This window comes from Mycobacterium sp. NGS50 (genome assembly GCF_059812545.1).
Genome location: NZ_JCALCW010000041.1, coordinates 1 through 20,799 on the forward strand (window position 1 = coordinate 1; position 20,799 = coordinate 20,799).

The 20,799-nt window shown below is 68.0% G+C and carries 23 protein-coding genes and 1 tRNA gene; 8 read left to right on the forward strand and 16 right to left on the reverse strand.

Annotation, left to right across the window (positions count from 1 at the left end; genetic code table 11):
* Positions 1–38: 38 nt before the first annotated feature.
* Together AC5Y36_RS22400 and AC5Y36_RS22405 are read right to left on the reverse strand one after the other, a co-directional pair.
* Positions 39–1,562 (reverse strand): LCP family protein, encoded by a 1,524-nt coding sequence (locus AC5Y36_RS22400; protein WP_500043166.1) that lies wholly within the window; start codon positions 1,560–1,562, stop codon positions 39–41.
* Between the two features lie 159 nt (positions 1,563–1,721).
* Positions 1,722–2,327: a class I SAM-dependent methyltransferase gene (locus tag AC5Y36_RS22405; RefSeq protein ID WP_500043167.1), complete on the reverse strand. Its 606-nt coding sequence runs from the start codon at positions 2,325–2,327 to the stop codon at positions 1,722–1,724.
* 78 nt (positions 2,328–2,405) lie between these two features.
* On the opposite strand from AC5Y36_RS22405, the gene AC5Y36_RS22410 reads away from it, so the two are divergent.
* Positions 2,406–2,480: transfer RNA gene (locus AC5Y36_RS22410), tRNA-Thr, on the forward strand.
* Between the two features lie 27 nt (positions 2,481–2,507).
* Here the strand turns inward: AC5Y36_RS22410 and AC5Y36_RS22415 are convergent.
* On the reverse strand, positions 2,508–2,714 hold the full coding sequence (locus AC5Y36_RS22415; RefSeq protein ID WP_500043168.1) for a hypothetical protein: 207 nt from the start codon (positions 2,712–2,714) through the stop codon (positions 2,508–2,510).
* A gap of 251 nt (positions 2,715–2,965) precedes the next feature.
* A complete protein-coding gene (locus AC5Y36_RS22420) occupies positions 2,966–3,712 on the reverse strand; it encodes a hypothetical protein (protein WP_500043169.1) in 747 nt (248 codons plus the stop codon).
* A 116-nt stretch (positions 3,713–3,828) separates the two neighbouring features.
* On the opposite strand from AC5Y36_RS22420, the gene AC5Y36_RS22425 reads away from it, so the two are divergent.
* Both AC5Y36_RS22425 and AC5Y36_RS22430 read left to right on the forward strand, forming a co-directional pair.
* Entirely contained in the window at positions 3,829–4,548 is a 720-nt protein-coding gene (locus tag AC5Y36_RS22425) for a response regulator transcription factor (protein ID WP_500043170.1), read from the forward strand.
* Positions 4,549–4,553: 5 nt separating this feature from the next.
* Positions 4,554–5,987: a sensor histidine kinase gene (locus tag AC5Y36_RS22430; RefSeq protein ID WP_500043171.1), complete on the forward strand. Its 1,434-nt coding sequence runs from the start codon at positions 4,554–4,556 to the stop codon at positions 5,985–5,987.
* A 3-nt stretch (positions 5,988–5,990) separates the two neighbouring features.
* Here AC5Y36_RS22430 and AC5Y36_RS22435 read toward each other — a convergent pair whose 3' ends face one another.
* The 10 genes from AC5Y36_RS22435 to AC5Y36_RS22480 all read right to left on the reverse strand — a co-directional run bounded on the left by AC5Y36_RS22435 (position 5,991) and on the right by AC5Y36_RS22480 (position 13,727).
* On the reverse strand, positions 5,991–6,395 hold the full coding sequence (locus AC5Y36_RS22435) for an HIT family protein (protein WP_500043172.1): 405 nt from the start codon (positions 6,393–6,395) through the stop codon (positions 5,991–5,993).
* A 24-nt stretch (positions 6,396–6,419) separates the two neighbouring features.
* Positions 6,420–7,250, reverse strand: a complete 831-nt coding sequence (locus tag AC5Y36_RS22440; protein WP_500043200.1) for an SDR family NAD(P)-dependent oxidoreductase — start codon at positions 7,248–7,250, stop codon at positions 6,420–6,422.
* A 29-nt stretch (positions 7,251–7,279) separates the two neighbouring features.
* Positions 7,280–7,702, reverse strand: coding sequence for a ketosteroid isomerase family protein (locus AC5Y36_RS22445; RefSeq protein WP_500043173.1), 423 nt, complete (start codon positions 7,700–7,702; stop codon positions 7,280–7,282).
* A gap of 28 nt (positions 7,703–7,730) precedes the next feature.
* Positions 7,731–8,858, reverse strand: coding sequence for an NDMA-dependent alcohol dehydrogenase (locus AC5Y36_RS22450; RefSeq protein ID WP_500043174.1), 1,128 nt, complete (start codon positions 8,856–8,858; stop codon positions 7,731–7,733).
* 91 nt (positions 8,859–8,949) lie between these two features.
* Positions 8,950–9,519 carry a nuclear transport factor 2-like protein gene (locus AC5Y36_RS22455; RefSeq protein ID WP_500043175.1) on the reverse strand — a complete coding sequence of 190 codons (570 nt, stop codon included), beginning with the start codon at positions 9,517–9,519 and terminating at the stop codon, positions 8,950–8,952.
* A gap of 1 nt (position 9,520) precedes the next feature.
* Positions 9,521–9,724 (reverse strand): ferredoxin Fdx, encoded by a 204-nt coding sequence (fdx, locus tag AC5Y36_RS22460; RefSeq protein WP_500043176.1) that lies wholly within the window; start codon positions 9,722–9,724, stop codon positions 9,521–9,523.
* Positions 9,725–9,736: 12 nt separating this feature from the next.
* Positions 9,737–11,101, reverse strand: coding sequence for a lanosterol 14-alpha demethylase (gene cyp51, locus AC5Y36_RS22465; protein WP_500043177.1), 1,365 nt, complete (start codon positions 11,099–11,101; stop codon positions 9,737–9,739).
* Complete coding sequence (locus AC5Y36_RS22470) at positions 11,098–11,925, reverse strand: SDR family oxidoreductase (RefSeq protein ID WP_500043178.1); 828 nt, start codon at positions 11,923–11,925, stop codon at positions 11,098–11,100. Before AC5Y36_RS22470 ends, cyp51 begins: the two co-directional genes overlap by 4 nt.
* Positions 11,926–13,128, reverse strand: coding sequence for a cytochrome P450 (locus AC5Y36_RS22475; RefSeq protein ID WP_500043179.1), 1,203 nt, complete (start codon positions 13,126–13,128; stop codon positions 11,926–11,928).
* A complete protein-coding gene (locus AC5Y36_RS22480) occupies positions 13,125–13,727 on the reverse strand; it encodes a TetR family transcriptional regulator (protein WP_500043180.1) in 603 nt (200 codons plus the stop codon). The genes AC5Y36_RS22475 and AC5Y36_RS22480 overlap by 4 nt, the downstream gene beginning before the upstream one ends.
* 176 nt (positions 13,728–13,903) lie before the next feature.
* Here AC5Y36_RS22480 and AC5Y36_RS22485 point away from each other — a divergent pair, with 176 nt between their 5' ends.
* From AC5Y36_RS22485 to AC5Y36_RS22500, 4 genes are all read left to right on the forward strand, one after another.
* Positions 13,904–15,370 (forward strand): aldehyde dehydrogenase, encoded by a 1,467-nt coding sequence (locus AC5Y36_RS22485; RefSeq protein ID WP_500043181.1) that lies wholly within the window; start codon positions 13,904–13,906, stop codon positions 15,368–15,370.
* Positions 15,371–15,448: 78 nt separating this feature from the next.
* The gene (locus AC5Y36_RS22490; RefSeq protein WP_500043182.1) at positions 15,449–16,198 is read left to right on the forward strand and encodes an SDR family oxidoreductase; all 750 of its coding nucleotides are present in this window, start codon (positions 15,449–15,451) and stop codon (positions 16,196–16,198) included.
* Positions 16,195–17,067 (forward strand): NAD(P)-dependent oxidoreductase, encoded by an 873-nt coding sequence (locus AC5Y36_RS22495; protein WP_500043183.1) that lies wholly within the window; start codon positions 16,195–16,197, stop codon positions 17,065–17,067. Before AC5Y36_RS22490 ends, AC5Y36_RS22495 begins: the two co-directional genes overlap by 4 nt.
* The gene (locus AC5Y36_RS22500; protein WP_500043184.1) at positions 17,060–17,494 is read left to right on the forward strand and encodes a carboxymuconolactone decarboxylase family protein; all 435 of its coding nucleotides are present in this window, start codon (positions 17,060–17,062) and stop codon (positions 17,492–17,494) included. The genes AC5Y36_RS22495 and AC5Y36_RS22500 overlap by 8 nt, the downstream gene beginning before the upstream one ends.
* Before the next feature lie 99 nt (positions 17,495–17,593).
* Here AC5Y36_RS22500 and AC5Y36_RS22505 read toward each other — a convergent pair whose 3' ends face one another.
* The gene (locus AC5Y36_RS22505; protein WP_500043185.1) at positions 17,594–18,187 is read right to left on the reverse strand and encodes a TetR/AcrR family transcriptional regulator; all 594 of its coding nucleotides are present in this window, start codon (positions 18,185–18,187) and stop codon (positions 17,594–17,596) included.
* Positions 18,187–19,428: a cytochrome P450 gene (locus tag AC5Y36_RS22510; RefSeq protein ID WP_500043186.1), complete on the reverse strand. Its 1,242-nt coding sequence runs from the start codon at positions 19,426–19,428 to the stop codon at positions 18,187–18,189. The genes AC5Y36_RS22505 and AC5Y36_RS22510 overlap by 1 nt, the downstream gene beginning before the upstream one ends.
* A gap of 82 nt (positions 19,429–19,510) precedes the next feature.
* On the opposite strand from AC5Y36_RS22510, the gene purD reads away from it, so the two are divergent.
* Positions 19,511–20,779, forward strand: coding sequence for a phosphoribosylamine--glycine ligase (gene purD / locus AC5Y36_RS22515; RefSeq protein ID WP_500043201.1), 1,269 nt, complete (start codon positions 19,511–19,513; stop codon positions 20,777–20,779).
* The last annotated feature ends 20 nt before the right edge of the window (positions 20,780–20,799 follow it).

The following is a 20,799-nucleotide window of genomic DNA, read 5'->3' on the forward strand; positions in this document are numbered from 1 at the left end:
ACCCAGTTACCGAGCACTTTTGCGTCTGCTCGCCGGAGCTAATTGACGCAGGGAACGCCGCCACCCGCCGCGATCGGCTTCCCGCGGTCCGGGGTGGGCTCCGTGCTGTCCCAGTAGGACGAACGGGTCGTCGTGGTCGTGGTCGTGGTCGTCGACGTGGTGGCGTCCTCAAGCGGCGGCAGGTAGTAGCCGTCGCCCAGGGTGATCCGAATCCGCCCGGCTTGTAGGCTGGGCTGGCCGGCTGCGTCGATGTTGAGCAGGGCCGCCAGCTTGGCGGCTTCGGTCTGCGCGCCGGGCCCGTAGTCGATGGTCGTGGTGGTGGGCTCGTCGTCGAGCGGGTCGCGAACCTCACCGATGGTGTAGTCGCGCCGCTGCAGCACCTGGGACACCTTGCTGGCCAGCCCGCTCGTCTCTGACGCGTTGACCACATCGATGACGGTGTCGGGATTGGGTGGGGCGCTGGGAGTGGCCGCGGTCGTGGGGGCAGCGGTGCCGGAGCCGAACGCCGCCGCGACCTCGGCCCGGATCGCGGCGGGGTCGATGATGTTGACGTCTTGTCCGTCGATGTTTTCGTACCGCAGCACCGGCAGCGTCCGATACTGCATGTCCCCGCCGGCCAGGGCCTCCATCCGCTGGAACTGATCCTCGCCCCAACCGCCGGACAGCACGATGTCCTTGCGCGCCACCGCGATCAGCCGCTTGAGCTTGGTGAGGTCGGTAAAGGTGCCCGAATCACGGAGTTGGTGCATCACCGACACCAGAAACGCCTGCTGGCGGTGGGTGCGGTCCAGGTCGCCGTTGTCCAGGCCGTGTCGCTGTCGCACGAACGACAGGGCTTGCTCGGCGTTGAGCCACTGGCGACCGGCCGGGAAGTCGGCGCCGGAGTACTCGTCGTAGACGGCATGGTTCAGACACACCTCGACACCGCCGAGGCTCTCGGTGAGGTCGTAGAAGCCGGCCAGGTTGATTTCGGCGAAGTAATCGATCGGAACCCCGGTCAGGTTGCGCACCGCGCGCAGCGTGGCGGCCCGGCCCGCCTCGCGGCCGCGGGTCTCCAGCACCTTCTGGCTGCTGACGCCCTGCTCGATGAGCTTGTCCTCGGTGTGGGCTTTGGTCAGCCCGTACGCCTCTTTGATCTTGATGTGGTTGTAGCCGGGCACCCCGGAAAACGACACCCAGTCGTCGCGGGGGATGGAGAACGCGACGACGCGGTTGTCGGCGCCGATGTGCATCAGGATCAGCGTGTTGGTGTTGTAGCCGCCGACGTCGGAGTCCCCGGCGTGCAGCTTGTCCAGGATCGCGTCGGGCAGTTCGTTGCCGTCCTGATCCTTGCGGGAGTCCAGCCCGATCAGCAGGATGTTCATCTCCCCGCCGGTCGAACGCGGGTCCTCGGCACCCAGCGCCTCGGACACCGTGATCCCGCCCAGGGCGCCGTGGGCGACCCAGTAGCCGGCGCCGGTGAGCAGCACCGCGCCCAGTGAGGTGAGTGTCGCGCAACTCCGGGTCAGGGCCCGTCGGAGGCGGGAGGGCCCCCGGCGATGACGACCGCGCGGCTGGGACATGCTCCCAGTATGGGTTAGCTTGCTGGCTGGCAGGAAAACACGAGGTCAGAGGCGAATAGGCCACCTGCGGGAGGTTGGCTGGGACGGCCGCTAGCCCGCCGCCGTACAGACCGTCCCGGTGGCAGACAGCGGGCGATCCTCGCCAGCGGCAGCGCGGGCTTACGCCGCCCGCAGGATGGCGACCAGGAAGTCGGAGTCGTCGGTGAACGGCCGCAGATCCCAGGTGGACAGCAACAGGTCGGGGACCAGCCCGGCGGTGGTGGCGGCGGCGAAGAAATCCTCGAACGGGTAGCCGAATGCGGCGCCGAAGCCGATCACCACCCGGCCGTCGTCGGCGAGGTGGGCGCGCAGCCGGCTCAGCACGGTGGCGTGGCTGCCCGGGGCGAGGAAGCCCATCACGTTGCCGGCCGACACGATGACGTCGAACGGCTCGGGGATGCCGCGGGCGGGCAGGTCGAGTTCGGTCAGGTCGCCGACCAGCCAGCGCGGCCCGGGATTGTCCTGTTCGGCGGCCTCGATCAGCTCGGGGTCGACGTCGACGCCGACGACGCGGTGCCCGGCGGTCGCCAGATACCCGCCCAGGCGCCCGGGTCCGCAGCCCGCGTCGAGGATGTGGGCGCCGCGGGGCACCATCGCGTCGATGCAGCGGGCCTCGCCGTAGAGGTCCTCACCGGCACGTGCCATGGCCCGGAATCGTTCGATGTACCACTGCGAATGGCCGGGATCGGCCGCCACCTTCTGCATCCAGAGGCTCTGCTCAACCATGCGGCCCATTGTCGCAAGCGCGGTGCGCTGTCCCGCAAGAGGAGAAGGTAACTGGGTCGCGCTACGCTCTTGGTGCCCGCCTCCCTAGCTCAGTGGTAGAGCAACGCTCTTGTAAAGCGTAGGTCGTCGGTTCAATCCCGACGGGGGGCTCCATTGGATCTGTCAGTTGCCTGGTGATGGTTACGGGTTTGACTCGGCCTTGGTGGACTTCCCCTCCTTGTAGACGCTCAAGTCTTGTCGCACCGAAAAGCCGGCGGTAATCGCCTGGCGTGTCCGCTGCAGCGACGCATTCACCGCGCCAGCTCCTTCGGTGGCGATCTTGGCGACTCGATGCAGATGAGCCACCGCCTGAACGGCGGCGCGATGATCCGAATCGGCGGGACCCACGGCGGCATCGGCGGTTTCGCCTTCCCAGTGCGCGCGGTTGACCGCGACGATCGGTGCGAGCTAAGGAGGCGGGTGTGACCCCGAACAGTTCGGCGGTGATTGCCAGCGTGGTGAGACGGCGGCCCTGGTCGCCGCCATCAAACAGCAGCGAGCGTGAAGTTAGGTTCACGCTCACCCGTCGAGTGTGAACCTAACTTCACGTTCGGCGGGGTGGGGTTCGGCGGGGTGGGGTACGGCGGAGCGGTGCACGCTCAGGCGTCGGTGGTCCCGGGGCGGTCGGCCTCGATGATCCGCTGCGAGGACACCGGGCGCGGTGTGGAGCGGCGGCTGCCGCGGCGCGGCCACGTCGGGATGCGTTCGGCCATGCTGCTCAGCGGGTTGACCACCATCGTCAGCGCGATGACGGCCTCCTGCAGGGTCTCGATGGCCGGCTCCAGCGCCTCCATCCCGGGGGCTAGCCGGGCCAGGGTGTCAGCCAGCGCGGTGACCTGCTCCAGCGGCCCGTGCCGCGCGGTCAGCTTGTCGACCAGCCCGCCCTCGGACAACAGCCGCTCGGCCAGCCCGTCTTCGCCCATCACCCGCTCGATCAGGCCGTCCTCGTCGAGCAGCTGATCCACCAGCCCGCCGGGCTGCAGCGCACGCTGCAGCGCCCCGCCCTCCTCGGTCAGCCGGTCCAGCAGACCACCGGGCGCGGTGACCTGGTCCACCACGCCGCCCGGTCGCAGCAGCCGGTCCACCGGGCCGTCCGGCGCCAGCGCCCGGCCCAGCGGGGCGTCGTCGTCGATCAGCCGGGCCAGCCGGTTGGCGCGGTTGATGGCGTCATCGAGGCCCAGGGCGTGCGCCATCGAGTTCGGCGACATGACGGTGGTGTCGCCGCCCAGGGCCCGCTGGGTCATCCCGAGCGCCGCGGAGGCGACACCGAGCCCGGCCTCGGCGGCCGCCAAGCCCAGCCTGGCCGGTGCGGTGGCGATATCCGCCAGGTTCTTACCCAGGTTCATGGCGCCAGTGTATGGGCCGAACGGCGCAGTCGGACGTATCGGCGGACGTAATGACCCACAGCAACTTCACAGATGGTGCGGAGGTTACGTTTACATGGATAGGTCGAAATTGACCCATGGGATCTGATGCCACCCAGGACGCCGTGCCGGAGGCGCGTGTGCTGGTCGTCGACGACGAGACGAACATCGTCGAACTGTTGTCGGTGAGCCTCAAGTTCCAGGGTTTCGAGGTGTACAGCGCGACCAACGGCCCGGCGGCGCTGGACCGCGCGCGTGAGGTCCGCCCGGACGCGGTGATCCTGGACGTGATGATGCCCGGCATGGACGGGTTCGGCGTGCTGCGCCGGCTGCGCGCCGACGGCATCGACGCGCCGGCGTTGTTTCTGACCGCGCGCGACTCGTTGCAGGACAAGATCGCGGGCCTGACGCTCGGCGGCGACGACTACGTCACCAAGCCGTTCAGCCTGGAAGAGGTGGTGGCGCGGCTGCGGGTCATCCTGCGCCGGGCCGGCAAGGGCAGCGAGAAGCCCCGCAACGCCCGGTTGAAGTTCGCGGACATCGAGCTCGACGAGGACACCCATGAGGTGTGGAAAGCCGGCGAGCCGGTGGCGTTGTCGCCCACCGAGTTCACCCTGCTGCGCTACTTCGTGATCAACGCCGGCACGGTGTTGAGCAAACCGAAGATCCTGGACCACGTCTGGCGCTACGACTTCGGCGGCGACGTCAACGTCGTCGAATCCTATGTGTCGTATCTGCGCCGCAAGGTCGACACCGGCGAGAAGCGGTTGCTGCACACCTTGCGCGGGGTGGGCTACGTGCTGCGCGAACCGCGCTGAGCCGAATGGCCACGCGAGTCCGCGGGTTATTGCCGCTGCGGGTGACCCTGGTGGCGGCCACCCTGATGCTGGTGGCGGTGGCGCTGCTGGCACAGGGGCTCGCGGTCAACTCCATCCTCGAGCACACCCTGATCAACCGGATCGACCAGGAGTTGCTCGACGCGTCCGACGGGTGGGCGCAGGCCCCGCCGCAGCACCCGCCCGGTCCGGTCAAGGATCCCAACCCCGCGCGCCCGCCCTCGGATTTCTATGTGCTCGACGTCGAACCCGACGGCCGCACCTGGGCGGTCGTCAACGACCGCAACGCCGAGCCGCTGCTGCCCCCCGGTAACGACGTCGGGCCCGAGCCGACGACCATCGGATCGATCAACGGGTCCCCGGTGCGCTGGCGGGCGGTTTCGGTGCGCGGTGTCGACGGCGGATTGACCACGGTCGCCATCGATTTGTCCGAGGTGGAATCGACCATGAACTTCCTGAACTGGTCCAGGTTCGGGATCGGGATGGTGGTGCTGCTGGTGCTCGGTGCGGCCGGGTACTGGGTGGTGCACCGCAGCCTGCGGCCGCTGGTCGAGGTCGAGCAGACGGCCGCGGCGATCGCCGCCGGCCAGCTCGACCGCCGCGTCCCCGAACGTGACCCGCGCACCGAGGTGGGTCGGCTGTCGCTGGCGCTCAACGGCATGCTGGCCCAGATCCAGCGGGCGATGGCCGCGCAGGAGGACTCCGCGGAGAAAGCCCGCAGCTCCGAGGAGCGGATGCGCCGCTTCATCACCGACGCCAGCCATGAACTACGCACCCCGCTGACCACCATCCGCGGCTTCGCGGAGCTGTACCGCCAGGGCGCCGCCCGCGACATGGAGATGCTGATGTCGCGCATCGAGAGCGAGGCCAGCCGGATGGGTCTGCTGGTCGAGGATCTGTTGGTGCTGGCGCGCCTGGACGCGCAACGACCGCTGGAGCGCCATCACGTGGACCTGCTGGTGCTGGCCACCGACGCCGTGCACGACGCGCAGGCCACCGCCCCCGCGCGCACCATCACGCTGGAGGTCTTCGACGGCCCGGGCACACCGGAGGTGCTCGGCGACGAGGCCCGGCTGCGCCAGGTGCTCAACAACCTGATGTCCAACGCGCTGCAGCACACCCCGGAGTCCGCGGCGGTCATCGTCCGGGTCGGCACCGTCGAGCAGGACGCGGTGCTGGAGGTCGTCGACCAGGGCCCCGGCATGAGCGAGGCCGACGCGCAACGCGCCTTCGAACGGTTCTACCGAACCGACTCGTCGCGGGCCCGGGCCAGCGGCGGCACCGGGCTGGGGCTGTCCATCGTCGACTCCCTGGTCAGCGCGCACGGCGGTCTGGTCACCGTGACCACGGTGCCCGGGTCGGGCTGCTGTTTTCGGGTGGTGCTGCCGCGCATCGTCGAGGCGCCGGCCGAGATCGGTTGACGGCTAGGGAAGTTCGGCCAGTGCCGCGATGATCTTGGCCTGCGCCTCATCCAGCGACTCCGCCGACGGGTTGCGGTCGACGTTGGCGAAGCCGAAGTCGCTGAGGCTTTTGGCGGGGAACACGTGGACGTGCAGGTGCGGCACCTCCAGGCCGGCGATGATGACCCCGGCGCGCTCGGCTCCGAACGCCTTGCACACCGCCTGGCCGATCCGTTGGGACACCGCCATCACCCGGTTGAACACGGCGCTGTCGATGTCTTGCCAGTTGTCGATCTCGGCGCGCGGCACCACCAGCGTGTGTCCCTGTGTCATCGGCTCGATGGTCAAGAACGCGACGACCTCATCGTCTTCGTAGACGAAACGGCCCGGCAGCTCCCGGTTGATGATCATGCTGAAGACGGTGGCCATGGAGTCGAGCATAGGCTCGGGCCGTCAGCCGCCGGTGAACAGCCCGTGCAGTTCGTCCACCGTCCAGGGCGGGGCGTCGTGATGATCCCGCCAGGCCACGAATCCGGTGGCGGGACGGGGGAATTCACCGACGAAACCTCCTGCGGCGATGAAGATTCGCCCGCTCATCGCCGCGGCCAGGTCGCTGGCCAGATAGGTGTACAACGGCGCGACGTAGTGCGGTGGCGCGGCATCCAGCGCGCCCTGCATGCTGGTGTCGTCGAGTAGTCCGCGGCGGTTCAGATCGGTGATGTGCGCGGTGTAGTCCGGCCCGCTGGACAGCCGGGTCTTCGCGCCGGGGCAGATCACGTTGGCGCGCACCCGGTGTTCTTTGAGTTCGGCGGCGATCGCCAGCGTCAGACCGTTGACGGCACCCTTGCCGGCCGGGTAGCCGCTGCCGCCGTAGTCACCGAGGTAGGCGAACGAGCCGGTATTGATGATGGCGCCGCCGCCCCGGGCCACCATTTTCGGTGCGGCCGCGCGACAGGTCTCGAATACGGTGCCCAGGTGCGCGTCGAGGAGCTCACGAAACTGTCCGCTGGTCACGTTCAGGATCGAGGAACCCGCCGGCTCGGCGGTCCCGGCGCAGTTCACCAGGATGTCGACGGAGCCGAAAGCGCCGATGCAGGTCTGGATCAGCGCGTCGGCGACGGTGGGGTCGGCGGCCAAACCCGGATGCGCGACGGCACCGGGAAGCCGGGCTGCGGTGTCGGCGACCGTGTCCGCGTCGCGGCCGTTGACGACGACGCCGGCACCGGATTCGGTCAAGTGGGCGGCGATCGCGGCACCGATACCCCGCGATCCGCCGACCACCACCGCACCGCGGCCGGCCAGCAAACCCGGAATCACTCGTCCTTGCCGAAGGCCATCGCCTCCAGATTCCAGTAGCCGCGCATGTTGGCGATCAGTCCGGCGTCGTTGACCCGGTAGGTGAACACACCACGCACCGTGCTGGTGATGCCGCCGTCAAACCTGCTGTGCAGCACCAGGATGTGGGCGACCTCGTTCGGCGAGCTGGACGGAAACGTCTCCTCGCAGGTGATGGTGAGCCGGTTGGCGGAGATATTGGAGTCGTAGAAGCCGGCGACGGCTTGGATGCCGCGCACCCCGTTGCCGTCCGGGTTGGTCACCGATTTGCCGATCGGGTCTTCGATCACCACGTCGTCGGCCATCAACGCCAGCCAGCCCTCCCGGTCGTGCGCCTGCACGCACCGCCACGACGACTGCGACGCGGCGAGGGCGGGGGTCAGTTCAGCGGTCTGCGACATGGATTCCTCCGGTAGGGCGTGCGGCAAATCAGCGGTCGGCGTCGGTGTAGCGGATGACGCCGCGGATGTTCCTGCCCTCCAGCATGTCCCGGTAGCCGTCGTTGATCTGCTCCAGCTTGTACTGGCGGGTGACCATGTCGTCCAGGTTGAGTTTGCCGGCCTTGTACATCGACAGCAGCTGCGGGATGTCGAAGTGCGGGTTGCCGCCGCCGAAGATGGTGCCCTGCAGGTTCTTCTGCATCAGGGTCAGCATCGCCAGGTTCAGCGACACCTGGGTGTCGAGCAGGCTGCCGATGGCGGTCAGCACGCAGGTGCCGCCCTTGGCGGTCAGGTTGATGTAGGCGTCGACGTCAGCGCCGTGCAGCTCGCCGACGGTGACGATCACCTTGCGGGCCATCAGGCCGGCGGTGACCTCCATGATGCCCATCAGCGCGCTGTCGAGATCGGGGTAGACGTGCGTCGCACCGAACTTCAGGGCCTGGTCACGCTTCCACTCCACCGGGTCGACGACGAACAGATGCCGGGCCCCGGCGGCGATCGCGCCCTGCAGCGCGGCCATGCCCACCCCGCCGACGCCGATCACCGCGACGTCTTCACCGGGCCGGATGTCACCGGCGCGCACCGCCGACCCGTAGCCGGTGGTGACACCGCAGCCGACCAGGCAGGCCACCTCGAACGGAATGGACGGGTCGATCTTCACCACCGAGCTCTTGTGCACCACCATGTACGGCGAGAAGGTGCCCAGCAGTGTCATCGGGTAGACGTCTTGGCCCCGCGCCTGCACCCGGAACGTGCCATCGCTGACCGCGGCCCCGAGCAGCAGGCCGGCGCCCAGGTCGCACAGGTTGCGCATACCGGCCTGACACGACGGGCAGTTGCCGCAGGACGGGATGAACGACAGCACCACGTGATCGCCGACGGCGATGTCCTCCACGCCGGGACCGACCTCGGTGACGATGCCGGCGCCCTCATGCCCGCCCAGCACCGGGAAGCCCGCCATCGGAATCCCGCCGGTGACCAGGTGGTGGTCGGAGTGGCACATCCCCGACGCTTCCATCTGGATCTTGACCTCGTCCTTGCGGGGGTCGCCGATCTCGATCTCCTCGATCGACCACGGCTGGTTGAACTCCCAGATCAGTGCGCCCTTAGTCTTCACCGCGAACCTGCTTTCGTTGGAGGATCTGTGCGTCAGAGTAGTGACGTGCGTCTCAGCGGGTGTGGCCGGGGTCACGCCGTGCCGGCGGGGCTCACCACAGCGGCACCGGCGTCGCGCCCAGCGGGTAATAGCCGGGCAGCTTTTCTCCGGCCAGGCTGCGCTCGATGCGCTTCTGCATGCCCGCGGACAGCTTCCCGGCCGTCATCAGGTCCAGGTACAGCTTCTGGACGTGGCCGAAGTCGAAGAAGTCGCGCTGCCAGGCGATGAGCGGCGACCCGTCTTTATCGGTGAGCCGAAACCAGCTGCCGCCGATACCGTAGATCTCGAACTTTTCGGGGGTGCCGGCCCCAGTATCCGGGCCGGTGGCGACCTGCTTCCAGAAGCCGACGATCTCACCTTGCTTGTCGTCGATGATGACCCGTTGGTAGGGGTACTGCCAGTTGTCCAGGCCTGCCATCTCCAGGCCCAGCGCGATGTCCCGGATCTCGTCGATCCCGACGCACATCACGTCTTCCTTGGGACCGATGTTCCAGCCGTAGGTGGCGTCGTCGGCGTAGAAGTCGGCCAGCGGCTTCCAGTCGCCGGCTGCTTCGGCGTCGCGATTGACCTGCAGCCAGCGCTGCACCCAGTCCTCCAACTGTTCCCGCGGAAACGATGCCATGTCAGTCTTCCTCTCGGATCAACAACGCTTGGGTGGGGCACATCTGCACGGCCCGCTTGATCTCCGGGCGGGCTTCATCGGGCGGGGTGGCGTCCAGGATCTCGACCTTCCCGCGTTTGGGCACCCGGAAGTAGTCCGGTGCCTCCAGTTCGCACATCGCATGGCCCTGACACAGGTCCAGGTCGACCTCAACGCGGTAGCCCATCGGCGGTCTCCTCTAGACGCGGCGGCGGTAGCGCACCTTGGCCGGGCGGGCCAGTTGCACCACCATCTTGGAGTGGTCGTTGCGGTAGGTTTCCGGTGGCTGCGACATCTCGAACTCATACTCCCGCAGCAACACCGAGAAGATCGCCTTGATCTGCATGGTGGCGAACGCCGCGCCCACGCAGCGGTGCCGGCCGGCGCCGAACGGAATCCAGGTCCAGCGGTGGACGACGTCTTCCTCGCGGGGCTCGTTGTAGCGCTCCGGCACGAACGCGTTCGGCTCGGGGAACGACTCCGGTATCCGGTTGGAGACCGCGGGCGAAGCCGCCACCATATCGCCCTCGTGGATCGGGTATCCGCAGACCTCGAACTCGCCCTTGGCCACCCGCATCAGGATGATCAGCGGCGGATGCAGGCGCAGGGATTCCTTGAGGACGTTCTCCAAGTTCGGAATCTGGCGCAGCGCATGGAAACTCACCTCACCGCCGTCGGCGTAGAGCTCGTCGAGCTCGGCAATCACCGCGGCGTGTGCCTCGGGATTGCGCAGCATCTCGATCAGCGTCCACGCCGACGTTCCCGAGCTGGTGTGATGCCCGGCGAACATCATCGAGATGATGATCCCGGTGATCTCGTCGGCGGTGAACCGCGGGTTGCCGTTCTCGTCCGGGATCGACACCATGACGTCGATCATGTCTCGGCGGCTCTTGTCGGATTCGGGATTGGCGAGCCGGCCGTTCATGATGCCCTGCACCAGTTCAACGAGTTTGACCCGGGCTTCGTCGCGGCGCCGGAAGCTCTCGATCGGCAGATACGGATCGACGTAGCACAGTGGGTCGGTGCCGTTTTCCAGTTCGTAGTACAGCTCCGCGAATCGGCTGTCGAGCTCCTCGCGGAACTTTCGGCCGATCAGGCACGCCGTCGAGGTGTAGATGGTCAACTCGGCGAAGAACTCCAGTAGGTCAATCTCACCCTGGTCGCCCCAGTCCGCGATCATCTGGCGCACCTCGCGCTCGATGGTGCTGGCGTGCCGTTTCATGTGCTCGCCCCGAAGTGCGGTGTTGTGCAACATCTCTGCCCGCCGCTCCGGCGGCGCGTCGAACACCACGCCGTTGCCGAAGATCGGGGTCATGAACGGGTAGGCGGCAGCCTGGTCGAGTTCGTCGTCGCCTGACCGGAAGAAGAACTCGTTGGCCTCGGGGCCGGTCAGCAGCACCACCTTGCGGCCGGCCAGGTCGAACCAGCCGACGTCGCCGCACTCGGCGCGCAACCGCTGCATCAACGCGATCGGGTCGGTGCGGAACTCCTCGAGGTGGCCGTGCTCCTCCTCGCCGCCGGAAACCCGCGGGACAACGACTGTGCTGCTGTTCGGGGTGGTCACGTGGGCATCCCTTCTTCGCCGAGCTTCAGTTCGCGGCGGTCGGCCGGTGCATCGGTCAACGGCGCCTCGGGCTGGACCTCCATGGTCACGATGTTGGTGCCGCGGGGGCTTTCGGCGACGAAGGTCACCGCCCGGGCGATGTCGTCCGGGCGCAGGAAGAAGTTGTGCCGGGCCTGGCCCCACTTGGCCCAGTCCTCGAGCATGGGACCGACCTGCTCGGCGGTCAGGCTCCAGCCCATCGACGTCATCGTCGGCCCCGGATGCACGATCGAGGCGCGCACCCCGGTGCCCTCCAACTCCATCTGCAGGTTCTTCACCATCGCCATCAGGCCGGCCTTGGCCGCCCCGTAGGCGCCCATGTGCGGGCGCTGCACCAGACCGGTGTCCGAGCCGATGAAGATGACGTCGCCGCGGCGGCGCTGCACCATCGCCGGCAGTACCGCGGTCGCCAGCCGGTTGGCGCCGATCAGGTGGATCTGCACCTGGGACTGGAAGTCTTCGGTACTCATCTCGTGTACCCGGCCGGGGAGCATGTCGCCGGCACCGGAGACCAGCACCTCGATCGGACCGAGTGCCTCGGTGGCCTTGGTGACGAACGCCTGCACCGATTCGGCGTCGGTCACATCGAGTGGCAGCGCCACCGCCTCGCCGCCGTCGGCGCGGATCTTCTCGACGAGTTCGTCGAGCTTGTCGATCCGGCGGGCGCCGAGCGCAACCGGAAACCCGTGTGCGGCAAGCTCGGTGGCGGTCGCGGCGCCGATGCCCGACGAGGCGCCGGCGACGATCGCGGGTCTGCGGTCCGGATGGGGGTCGAAGCGAGGCATCTAGATGGTCTCCACTGTGATCGGTAGGTGGGCGAACCCGCGGACATTGCTGGAGTGGACGCGGACGGCGTTGGCCTCGTCCACCTGGTAGCCGCGGATTCGTTTGAGGAGTTCCTCCAGCGCCACCCGGGCCTCCATCCGGGCCAGGTGCGCGCCCAGGCAGAAGTGGGCGCCGCTGCCGAAACTCAGCAGGTTGGCCCCGATGTCGCGGCCGATCCGGTACTCGTCGGCGTCGTCGAACACCCGCTCGTCGCGGTTGCCCGAGCCGGCCAGCAGCAGCAGCACATCCCCGTCGGGAATGGTGGTGTCGTACAAGGTGAGATCACCGACGACGGTGCGGGCCAGGATCTGGCTGGAGGTGTCGTAGCGCAGCGTCTCCTCCACCCATGCCGGGATGCGGGAGTGGTCGGCGAACACCGGTGTCAGCTGGTCGGGGAACTTGGCGCCCCAGTAGGCGGCGTTGGCCAGCAGTTTGGTGGTGGTCTCATTCCCGGCGATCACCATCAGGAACAAGAAGCCCATGATCTCCTGGTCGGTGAGCCGGTCGCCGTCGATCTCGGCCTCCAACAGCGCGGAGGTGAGGTTGTCGGCCGGGTTCTTCTTGAACTCCTTGATCATCTCGACGTAGTAGGTCATCAGGTCGGCCGAGGCCTGCATCGCCGAGGCCGGCACATCGGCCACCCCGTCCTCGCGGTGCATCACCCCGTCGGCCAATGCCCGGATGCGGACCCGGTCGGGCTCGGGCACTCCGATCAGTTCGGAGATGACATCCATCGGCAGCTTGCCGGCGAAGTCGGCGACGTAGTCGAAGCTGTCCGATCCCAGCGCGGTGTCGAGGTGCTGTTGGGCCAGCTGCACCACCCGCGGTTCCAGTTCGCGGATGCGGCGCGGGGTGAACCCCTTGGAGACCAGCGCCCGCAGCCGCAGATGGCCCGGATCGTCCATGGCCAGAAACGACATCACCAGATGTGCATGCTCGTTTCGCGACACCGGGTCCAGCGAGACGCCGTACTTGTTGGACAGTGCGGTGCTGTTGCGGAACCCGCGCCAGACGTCGGCATGCCGGGACAGCGCCCAGAAGTTGCGGTCGTCATTGCGGTACAGCGGCGCCTCGTCGCGCAGCCGCCGGTAGTACGGATACGGGTCCTCGTGGAAGTCGTAGTCGTAGGGATCCAGGATCACGTCGCTGGTCTGTGTGCTCATCGCTGCTCTCCGTCGCGGGACAGGATCAGGCCGACGACGTAGCCCAGCCGGTCGGCGATCTGGTGGTAGGTGAACGCACCGCTGCCGGCGTTGACCAGCGCCCCGAAGAACGTCATCTCCAGGGCGGCGACGGTACGGGGATCAGCGTCCGGACCGATCGCCGAGGTGATGCGGCGGTGGATCTCCGCGCCGATCCGGTCGCGGACGGTGCGCACCGCGGGGTCGGCTCCACCACCCAGCAGGGCGGTGGTGCAGGCGGCGGCCACCTCGGGTTCGTCGGCGACGACCAGCGCCAGGTGACGCAGCGCCTGGTCCACCCGGGCCGGCATCGCCTGGTTGACGTCGGTGAAGTAGGGGACCTGGCGAACCAGATCCAGGTATACCTCGGCGATCAGGTGGTTCTTCGACGAGAAGTAGGTGTAGGCCGTGGCCGGGGCCACCTTGGCGCGGGCGGCGACGGCCCGAACGGTCAGCTCGGCGTAGGAGGTTTCGCGCAGCATGTCCACGCCGGCGGCCAGGACCTTGCGAAAGGTCTCCTCTTGCCGCCGGTTCCGTGGCGTGGCGTCATCGCCGATCGCGACCACTGCATCACTGGACACGTGTCCAAGCTATCGGATGGCGCCCGGAGGAGGCAAGCCCGTCCGGTAAAAAGCAATGCTATCCGGGTATTTACCGGTATCAGCAGCGGACGCTTGCGGTCGCGGCGGGTCTGCGGCTAGGGTTCGAATCGGGCATGAGTCAGACACATGTCCAGTCGAAGTGAGGTGAGGTATCGATGGCGCTACTGGCCGACGGGACAAGCCGTCTGCTCATTGACGGAGCGATGCGGGCCGGTGGGGCGGGCACCTTCGCGACCATCAACCCGGCCACCGAAGAGGTGCTGGGCGTTGCGGCCAACGCCGACGCCGCTGACATGGACAGCGCGATCGCGGCCGCGCGGCAGGCCTTCGATGAGACCGACTGGTCGACCAACACGGAGCTGCGGGTGCGGTGCGTGCGCCAGTTGCGCGACGTGCTGCGCGAGCACCTCGAGGAATTGCGGGAATTAACCATCGCCGAGGTGGGCGCTCCCCGGATGCTCACCGCAAGCGCGCAGCTCGAAGGGCCGATCGAGGACCTCGGCTTTGCCGCCGACACCGCGGAGTCCTATCCGTGGACGCAGGATCTCGGGGATGCCGCCCCGTTGGGTATCGCCACTCGGCGCACGATTGCGCGGGAGGCGATCGGCGTGGTGGGTGCGATAACGCCGTGGAACTTCCCGCACCAGATCAACTTCGCCAAGCTGGGTCCGGCGTTGGCAGCCGGCAACACCGTCGTGCTCAAACCGGCGCCGGACACACCGTGGTGCGCCGCCGTGGTGGGTCAATTGATCGCCGAGCACACCGATTTCCCGGCCGGCGTGGTCAACATTGTCACCTCCGACGACCATGGGGTCGGTGCGATGCTCGCCAAAGATCCTCGCGTCGACATGGTTTCGTTCACCGGCTCCACCGCCACCGGCCGCAGCGTGACCATCGACGCCGCGACGAGCCTCAAGCGGGTGTTTCTGGAGCTCGGCGGCAAGTCGGCCTTCGTGGTGCTCGACGACGCCGACCTGGGTGCCGCCGCCGGCGTGTCGGCATTCTCGGCGAGCATGCACGCCGGACAGGGCTGCGCGATCACCACCCGGCTGGTGGTGCCGCGGGCCCGCTACGACGAGGCTGTTGCCATCGCGGCGGCCACCATGGGATCGATCAAACCGGGCGATCCGACCGCAGCCGGCACCGTCTGCGGTCCGGTGATCTCCGCGCGGCAGCGCGACCGGGTGCAGAGCTATCTGGATTTGGCTGTGGCCGAGGGTGGTTCGTTCGCCTGCGGCGGCGGCCGGCCGGCGGACCGCGACACCGGATTCTTCATCGAGCCGACGGTGATCGCAGGGCTGGGCAACGACGCGCGGGTGGCGAGGGAGGAGATCTTCGGCCCGGTGCTCACCGTGATCGCCCACGACGGTGACGACGACGCGGTGCGCATCGCCAACGACTCGCCGTACGGCTTGTCGGGCACTGTGTTCGGCGCCGACCCGGAGCGGGCCGCCGCGGTGGCGGCGCGGCTGCGGGTGGGCACCGTCAACGTCAACGGCGGTGTCTGGTACTCCGCGGACGCCCCGTTCGGCGGGTACAAGCAATCCGGCAACGGCCGCGAGATGGGGCTGGCCGGCTTCGAGGAGTACCTGGAAACGAAAGTGATCGCGACGGCTATTTGATCGAGGTGCGCCGAGTGTCGGGTTGTGGCACGCGAAACGGCGTACGGCGTGTATTAACCCGACACTCGAAGGGACATCATGAAATTTGACGACAAGGTGGCGATCGTCACCGGATCCGGTGGCGGTATCGGGCAGGCCTACGCGGAGGCACTGGCCCGTGAAGGTGCGGCGGTGGTGATCGCCGACATCAACGTCGAAGGCGCGCAGCGGGTTGCCAAGCAGATCGTCGCCGACGGTGGCAAGGCGCTGGCCGTGCGGGTCGACGTCTCCGACCTGGAATCGGCGCAGGCCATGGCCGACGCGACCGTGGCGGAATTCGGCGGGATCGACTACCTGGTCAACAACGCCGCGATCTTCGGCGGGATGAAACTCGACGGCCTGTTGACCGTTGACTGGGACTACTACCGCAGGTTCATGAGTGTCAACCTGGACGGGGCGCTGGTGTGCACCCGGGCCGTCTTCGGCCACATGGAGCAGCGCGGCGGCGGCGCCATCGTCAACCAGTCCTCCACCGCGGCCTGGGTTTACGCCAACTTCTACGGGTTGGCCAAGGTCGGCGTCAACGGGTTGACTCAGCAGTTGTCCCGCGAGTTGGGGTGGCGCAAGATCCGGATCAACGCGATCGCACCGGGTCCGATCGACACCGAAGCCAACCGCTCCACCACCCCGCAGGCCATCGTCAAGCAGATGGTGCAGACCCTGCCGCTGGCGCGGATGGGCACGCCCGAAGACCTGGTCGGCATGTGCCTGTTCCTGCTGTCCGATGAGGCCAGCTGGATCACCGGGCAGATCTTCAACGTCGACGGCGGACAGATCATCCGATCATGAGCACTCCCGAGATCCCGGCGCTGGGCTACATCGGGCTGGGCAACATGGGCGCGCCGATGGCCAAGCGGCTGGTCGACTGGCCGGGCGGCGTGACCGTCTATGACCTACGGGCCGAGGCGATGACACCGCTGGCCGAGGCGGGCGCCAGCCTGGCCGACAGTATTGCCGACGTGGCCGGCGCCGACATCATCAGCGTGACCGTGCTCAACGACGAGCAGGTCCGCGACGTCGTCGCCGAACTGGCCGCCCACGCCAAGCCGGGCACCGTCATCGCGATCCACTCGACGATCCGCGACACCACCGCCGCCGAGCTCGCCGCGGAGCTGAAGCCGCAGGGCATTCACGTCATCGACGCGCCGGTCAGCGGGGGCGGCGGCGCGGCGGAAAAGGGCGAGCTGGCGACCATGGTCGGCGCCGAGCGTGACGTGTACGAGCGGATCAAGCCGGCGTTCAAGATGTGGGCGTCGATGGTGATCCACGCGGGAGAGCCGGGCGCGGGAACCCGAATGAAGCTGGCCCGCAACATGTTGACGTTCACCTCCTACGCCGCTGCGTGTGAGGCGATGAAGCTGGCCGAGTCGGCCGGTTTGGATCTGCAGGCGCTGGGCCGGGTGGTCCGGCATACCGATGCGCTGACCAGCGGGCCGGGAGCGATCATGGTCCGCGAGGACATGACCACGCTGGAACCCGGTCACTGGCTCTACGACGCATTCACCCACACCCGCGGGCTGGGCGAGAAGGACTTGAGCCTGGCGCTGGCGCTGGGCGAGGCCAACGGCGTGGAGCTGCCGCTGGCGCAGGTGGCGCTGGCCCGGCTGGCCGACGGACTCGGCGTCCCGCACACCGACAAAGGAGACAGCGATGGATGAGTTGCGCCGCACCGGGCTAGAGAAGATGAACGAGGTGTACGGCTGGGAGATGCCCAACGTCGAGGGGGACGCATACTTCGACCTGACCGTCGACCACCTGTTCGGCAGCATCTGGACCCGACCCGGATTGTCGATGCGCGACAAGCGCATCATGACGCTGACGGCGGTGACCGCCGTCGGAAACCGCGACCTGGCCGAGATCCAGATCAACGCCGCGCTGCTCAACGGGGAGCTCACCGAGACCGAACTGAAGGAGATGGCGGTCTTCGTCACCCACTATCTCGGATTCCCGCTGGGCTCGGCACTCAACGGCGCCGTCGAGGCCGTCGTGGCCAAGCGCCGCAAGGCGGCGGCGAAAGGTGCCGCGGAGGACCGCAAGGCCAACGTCGATGCCGCGGTCAAGATGCACTCAGGCGAGCGGGACTAGCTGGCGCGAGCACTAGCTGGCGCGAGCACTAGCTGGCGCGAGCAGACGCAAATGTGCCCCAAACAACGGGTTTTAGGGCACATTTGCGTCTGCTCGGCGTTATTTGGTGAGTGCCGCACCCACCCAGCGATGCAGGTAGGCGCGCAGCTGGTCGCCGGTGCGTGGCGGGCGCCCCGGATCGATGACGAACGACTGGACGATCCGCAGCAGGTGCTCGGCCAGCTCATCGACGTCGGCGTCGCTGAATCCGGCTGCCGTCCAGTCGACATCGAGTTGGCGCAGGATCGATTCGGCAAACTGCAGCGCTGCTTCTGAGGTGACGTCGGGGGTGAACGCGTTGTCGCGGGCGGGCGCCAGCAGCAACCCGATGTGCTTGTCGTGCGGCAACCATTCCAGTGCGGTGGCGATGGCCTCGGTCACCGCGTCGGCGGGGTCGGTGACACCGGCCAGCAGTGCCACCAGGCGGTCCCGGAACCCGTTGGCCGCCAGCGTTGCCGCAGCCACCAGCAACGCGTCGGTGCTGGGAAAGTAGCGGTACACCGTCTGGCGGGTCACGCCCAGGGTGCGCGCCACGTCGGCGATCGACAGGTCGGCGCCCCGGGCCTCGATCACCTCACTGGCGGCGCACAGGATGCGCGCCACGGCTTCCTCGTCGGTGGACGGCGCCGCACCGCCCCACCCGTGAGTGCGCATCAGGAGTGATACGAGACGTGCAGATCCTTGATCCCGTTGATCCAGCCGGACCGCAGCCGCTGCGGCTCGGCCAGCGTGGTGATGTCGGGGATCTGGTTGGCGATCTCGTCGAGGATCAACCGGATCTCCATACGGGCCAGGTTCGCGCCGATGCAGTAGTGCGTGCCCTGGCCGCCGAAGGCCAGGTGCGGGTTGGGGTTACGCAGGATGTCGAACTCGAACGGCCGGTCGAAGACGTCCTCGTCGAAGTTGGCCGAGCTGTAGAACAGGCCGACACGCTGCCCCGCCTTGATCGCTACGCCACCGACCTCGGTGTCGACCTTGGCGGTGCGCTGGAAGCAGTGCACCGGGGTCGCCCACCGGACGATCTCGTCGACCGCGGTCTCGGGCCGCTCCCGCTTGTAGAGTTCCCACTGCTCGGGATGCTGGGCAAAGGCGTTGATGCCGTGCGTCATCGCGTTACGGGTGGTCTCGTTGCCGGCCACCGCCAACAGGATCACGAAGAACGCGAACTCGGTCTCGCCCAGCGACTCGCCGTCGACATCGGCCTCGATGAGCCGGGTGACGATGTCGTCGGCCGGGCAGCGGCGCCGCTCCTCGGCCATGTTGTAGGCGTAGCCCATCAACTCGGCGTTGGCCACGATGGGATCGGTGTCGAAGTCCGGGTCATCGGTGTTCATGATCGCGTTGGTCCAGTCGAACAACCTCTCGCGGTCCGTCTCAGGAACACCGATCAGGTCGGCGATCGCCAGCAGCGGCAGCTTCATTGCGATATCGCCGACGAAGTCGCCGCTGTCTTTTTCGGCCGCAGCTTTGACGATCTCGTGCGCGGCCAGCGCGAGCTTCTCCTCGAGTACCGCGACCGAGCGGGGAGTGAACAGCCGTGACACCAGCTTGCGCAGCCGGGTGTGCTCCGGCGGGTCATGGTTGATCAGCAGCGCCTTGGTCAGGTCGAGCTGCTCGGCGGTCACCCCGTCGGGCAGCCGCATCACCGCGCCCTTGGCGTTGGTGGACCACACGTCGTTGTCGCGGGAGATGTCCTTGATGTGCTGGTGCTTGCTGATCACCCAGTAGCCGCCGTCGTCGAAGATGTTGCTGCCGGCGGGCTGCTCGTTCCACCACACCGGCGCGGTCTTGCGCAGCTCGGCGAACTCGGTGACCGGGATGCCGTGCAACAGCACGTCGGGGTCGGTGAAGTCGAAGCCGGGGCCGAACGGACAGCCATTCTCTGTTGTCGTCAAGGAACACCTCTCTGTGATGCACGGCACAACTGAGTTAGACCATACACTAGATTGTCAAGTGTATGACCGTAGTGTGGTGCAGGTGCGCGTCCTCGTGATCGGTTCCGGTGCCCGTGAACATGCTCTGCTGCTGGCGCTGAAAAGAGATCCGCAGGTCGAGGCGGTTGCGATCGCACCCGGCAACGCCGGCACCGGGGCGATCGCCGACCAGCACGACATCGACGTCAGCTCCCGGGAGGCGGTCGTCGCGCTGGCCCGTCAGATCGAGGCGGACCTGGTGGTGATCGGCCCCGAGGTGCCGCTGGTGCTGGGGGTCGGCGATGCGGTGCGGGCGGCCGGCATCGCATGCTTCGGCCCCGGCCAGGACGCCGCCCGCATCGAGGGCTCCAAGGGGTTCGCCAAAGACGTGATGGCCGCGGCCGGCGTGCGTACCGCGCGCAGCGAAACCGTGGACAACCCCGCGCATCTGGACGCCGCCCTGGACCGGTTCGGCCCGGCCGCCGGGGAGGCCGCCTGGGTGGTCAAGGACGACGGGCTGGCCGCCGGCAAGGGCGTGGTGGTGACCGCCGACCGGGGCGCCGCGCGGGCCCACGCGGCCGGGCTGCTCGACGGCGGGCATCCGGTGCTGCTGGAGTCCTTCCTGGATGGCCCCGAGGTGTCCTTGTTCAGTGTGGTCGACGGCGAGACCGTGGTGCCGTTGCTGGCGGCTCAGGACTTCAAGCGGGTGGGCGACGGCGACGCGGGCCCCAACACCGGAGGCATGGGCGCCTACGCGCCGCTGCCCTGGCTGCCCGCGCAGGCGGCGGACCGCATCGTCGCCGAGATCATCGAACCCGTTGCCGCCGAGATGGTTCGGCGTGGTTGCCCGTTCTCCGGCCTGCTGTATGCCGGGCTGGCGATGACGTCGAACGGGCCGGCGGTGGTGGAGTTCAACTGCCGATTCGGTGACCCCGAGACGCAATCGGTGCTGGCGCTGCTGGAATCGCCGCTGGGTGGGCTGCTGCATGCCGCGGCCACCGGCCGACTGGCCGAGTTCGGCCCGCTGCGCTGGCGTGACGGCGCGGCGGTGACGGTGGTGGTGGCCGCCGAAAACTATCCGGGACGACCGCGGGTTGGTGACGTCATCACCGGCGCCGAGGCCGACGGTGTGCTGCACGCCGGGACGGCGCGCCGTGACGACGGGGCGTTCGTGTCCAGCGGCGGCCGGGTGCTGTCGGTGGTGGGCACCGGTGCTGACCTGAACGCGGCCCGCTCCGACGCCTATGCGAAGGTGGCGTCAATTCGACTGCCGGGCGGTCACTTCCGCACCGACATCGCGTTGGCGGCCGCCGAGGGCCGGATCGCCCTGTAGCGCGAGCAGACGCAAACGTG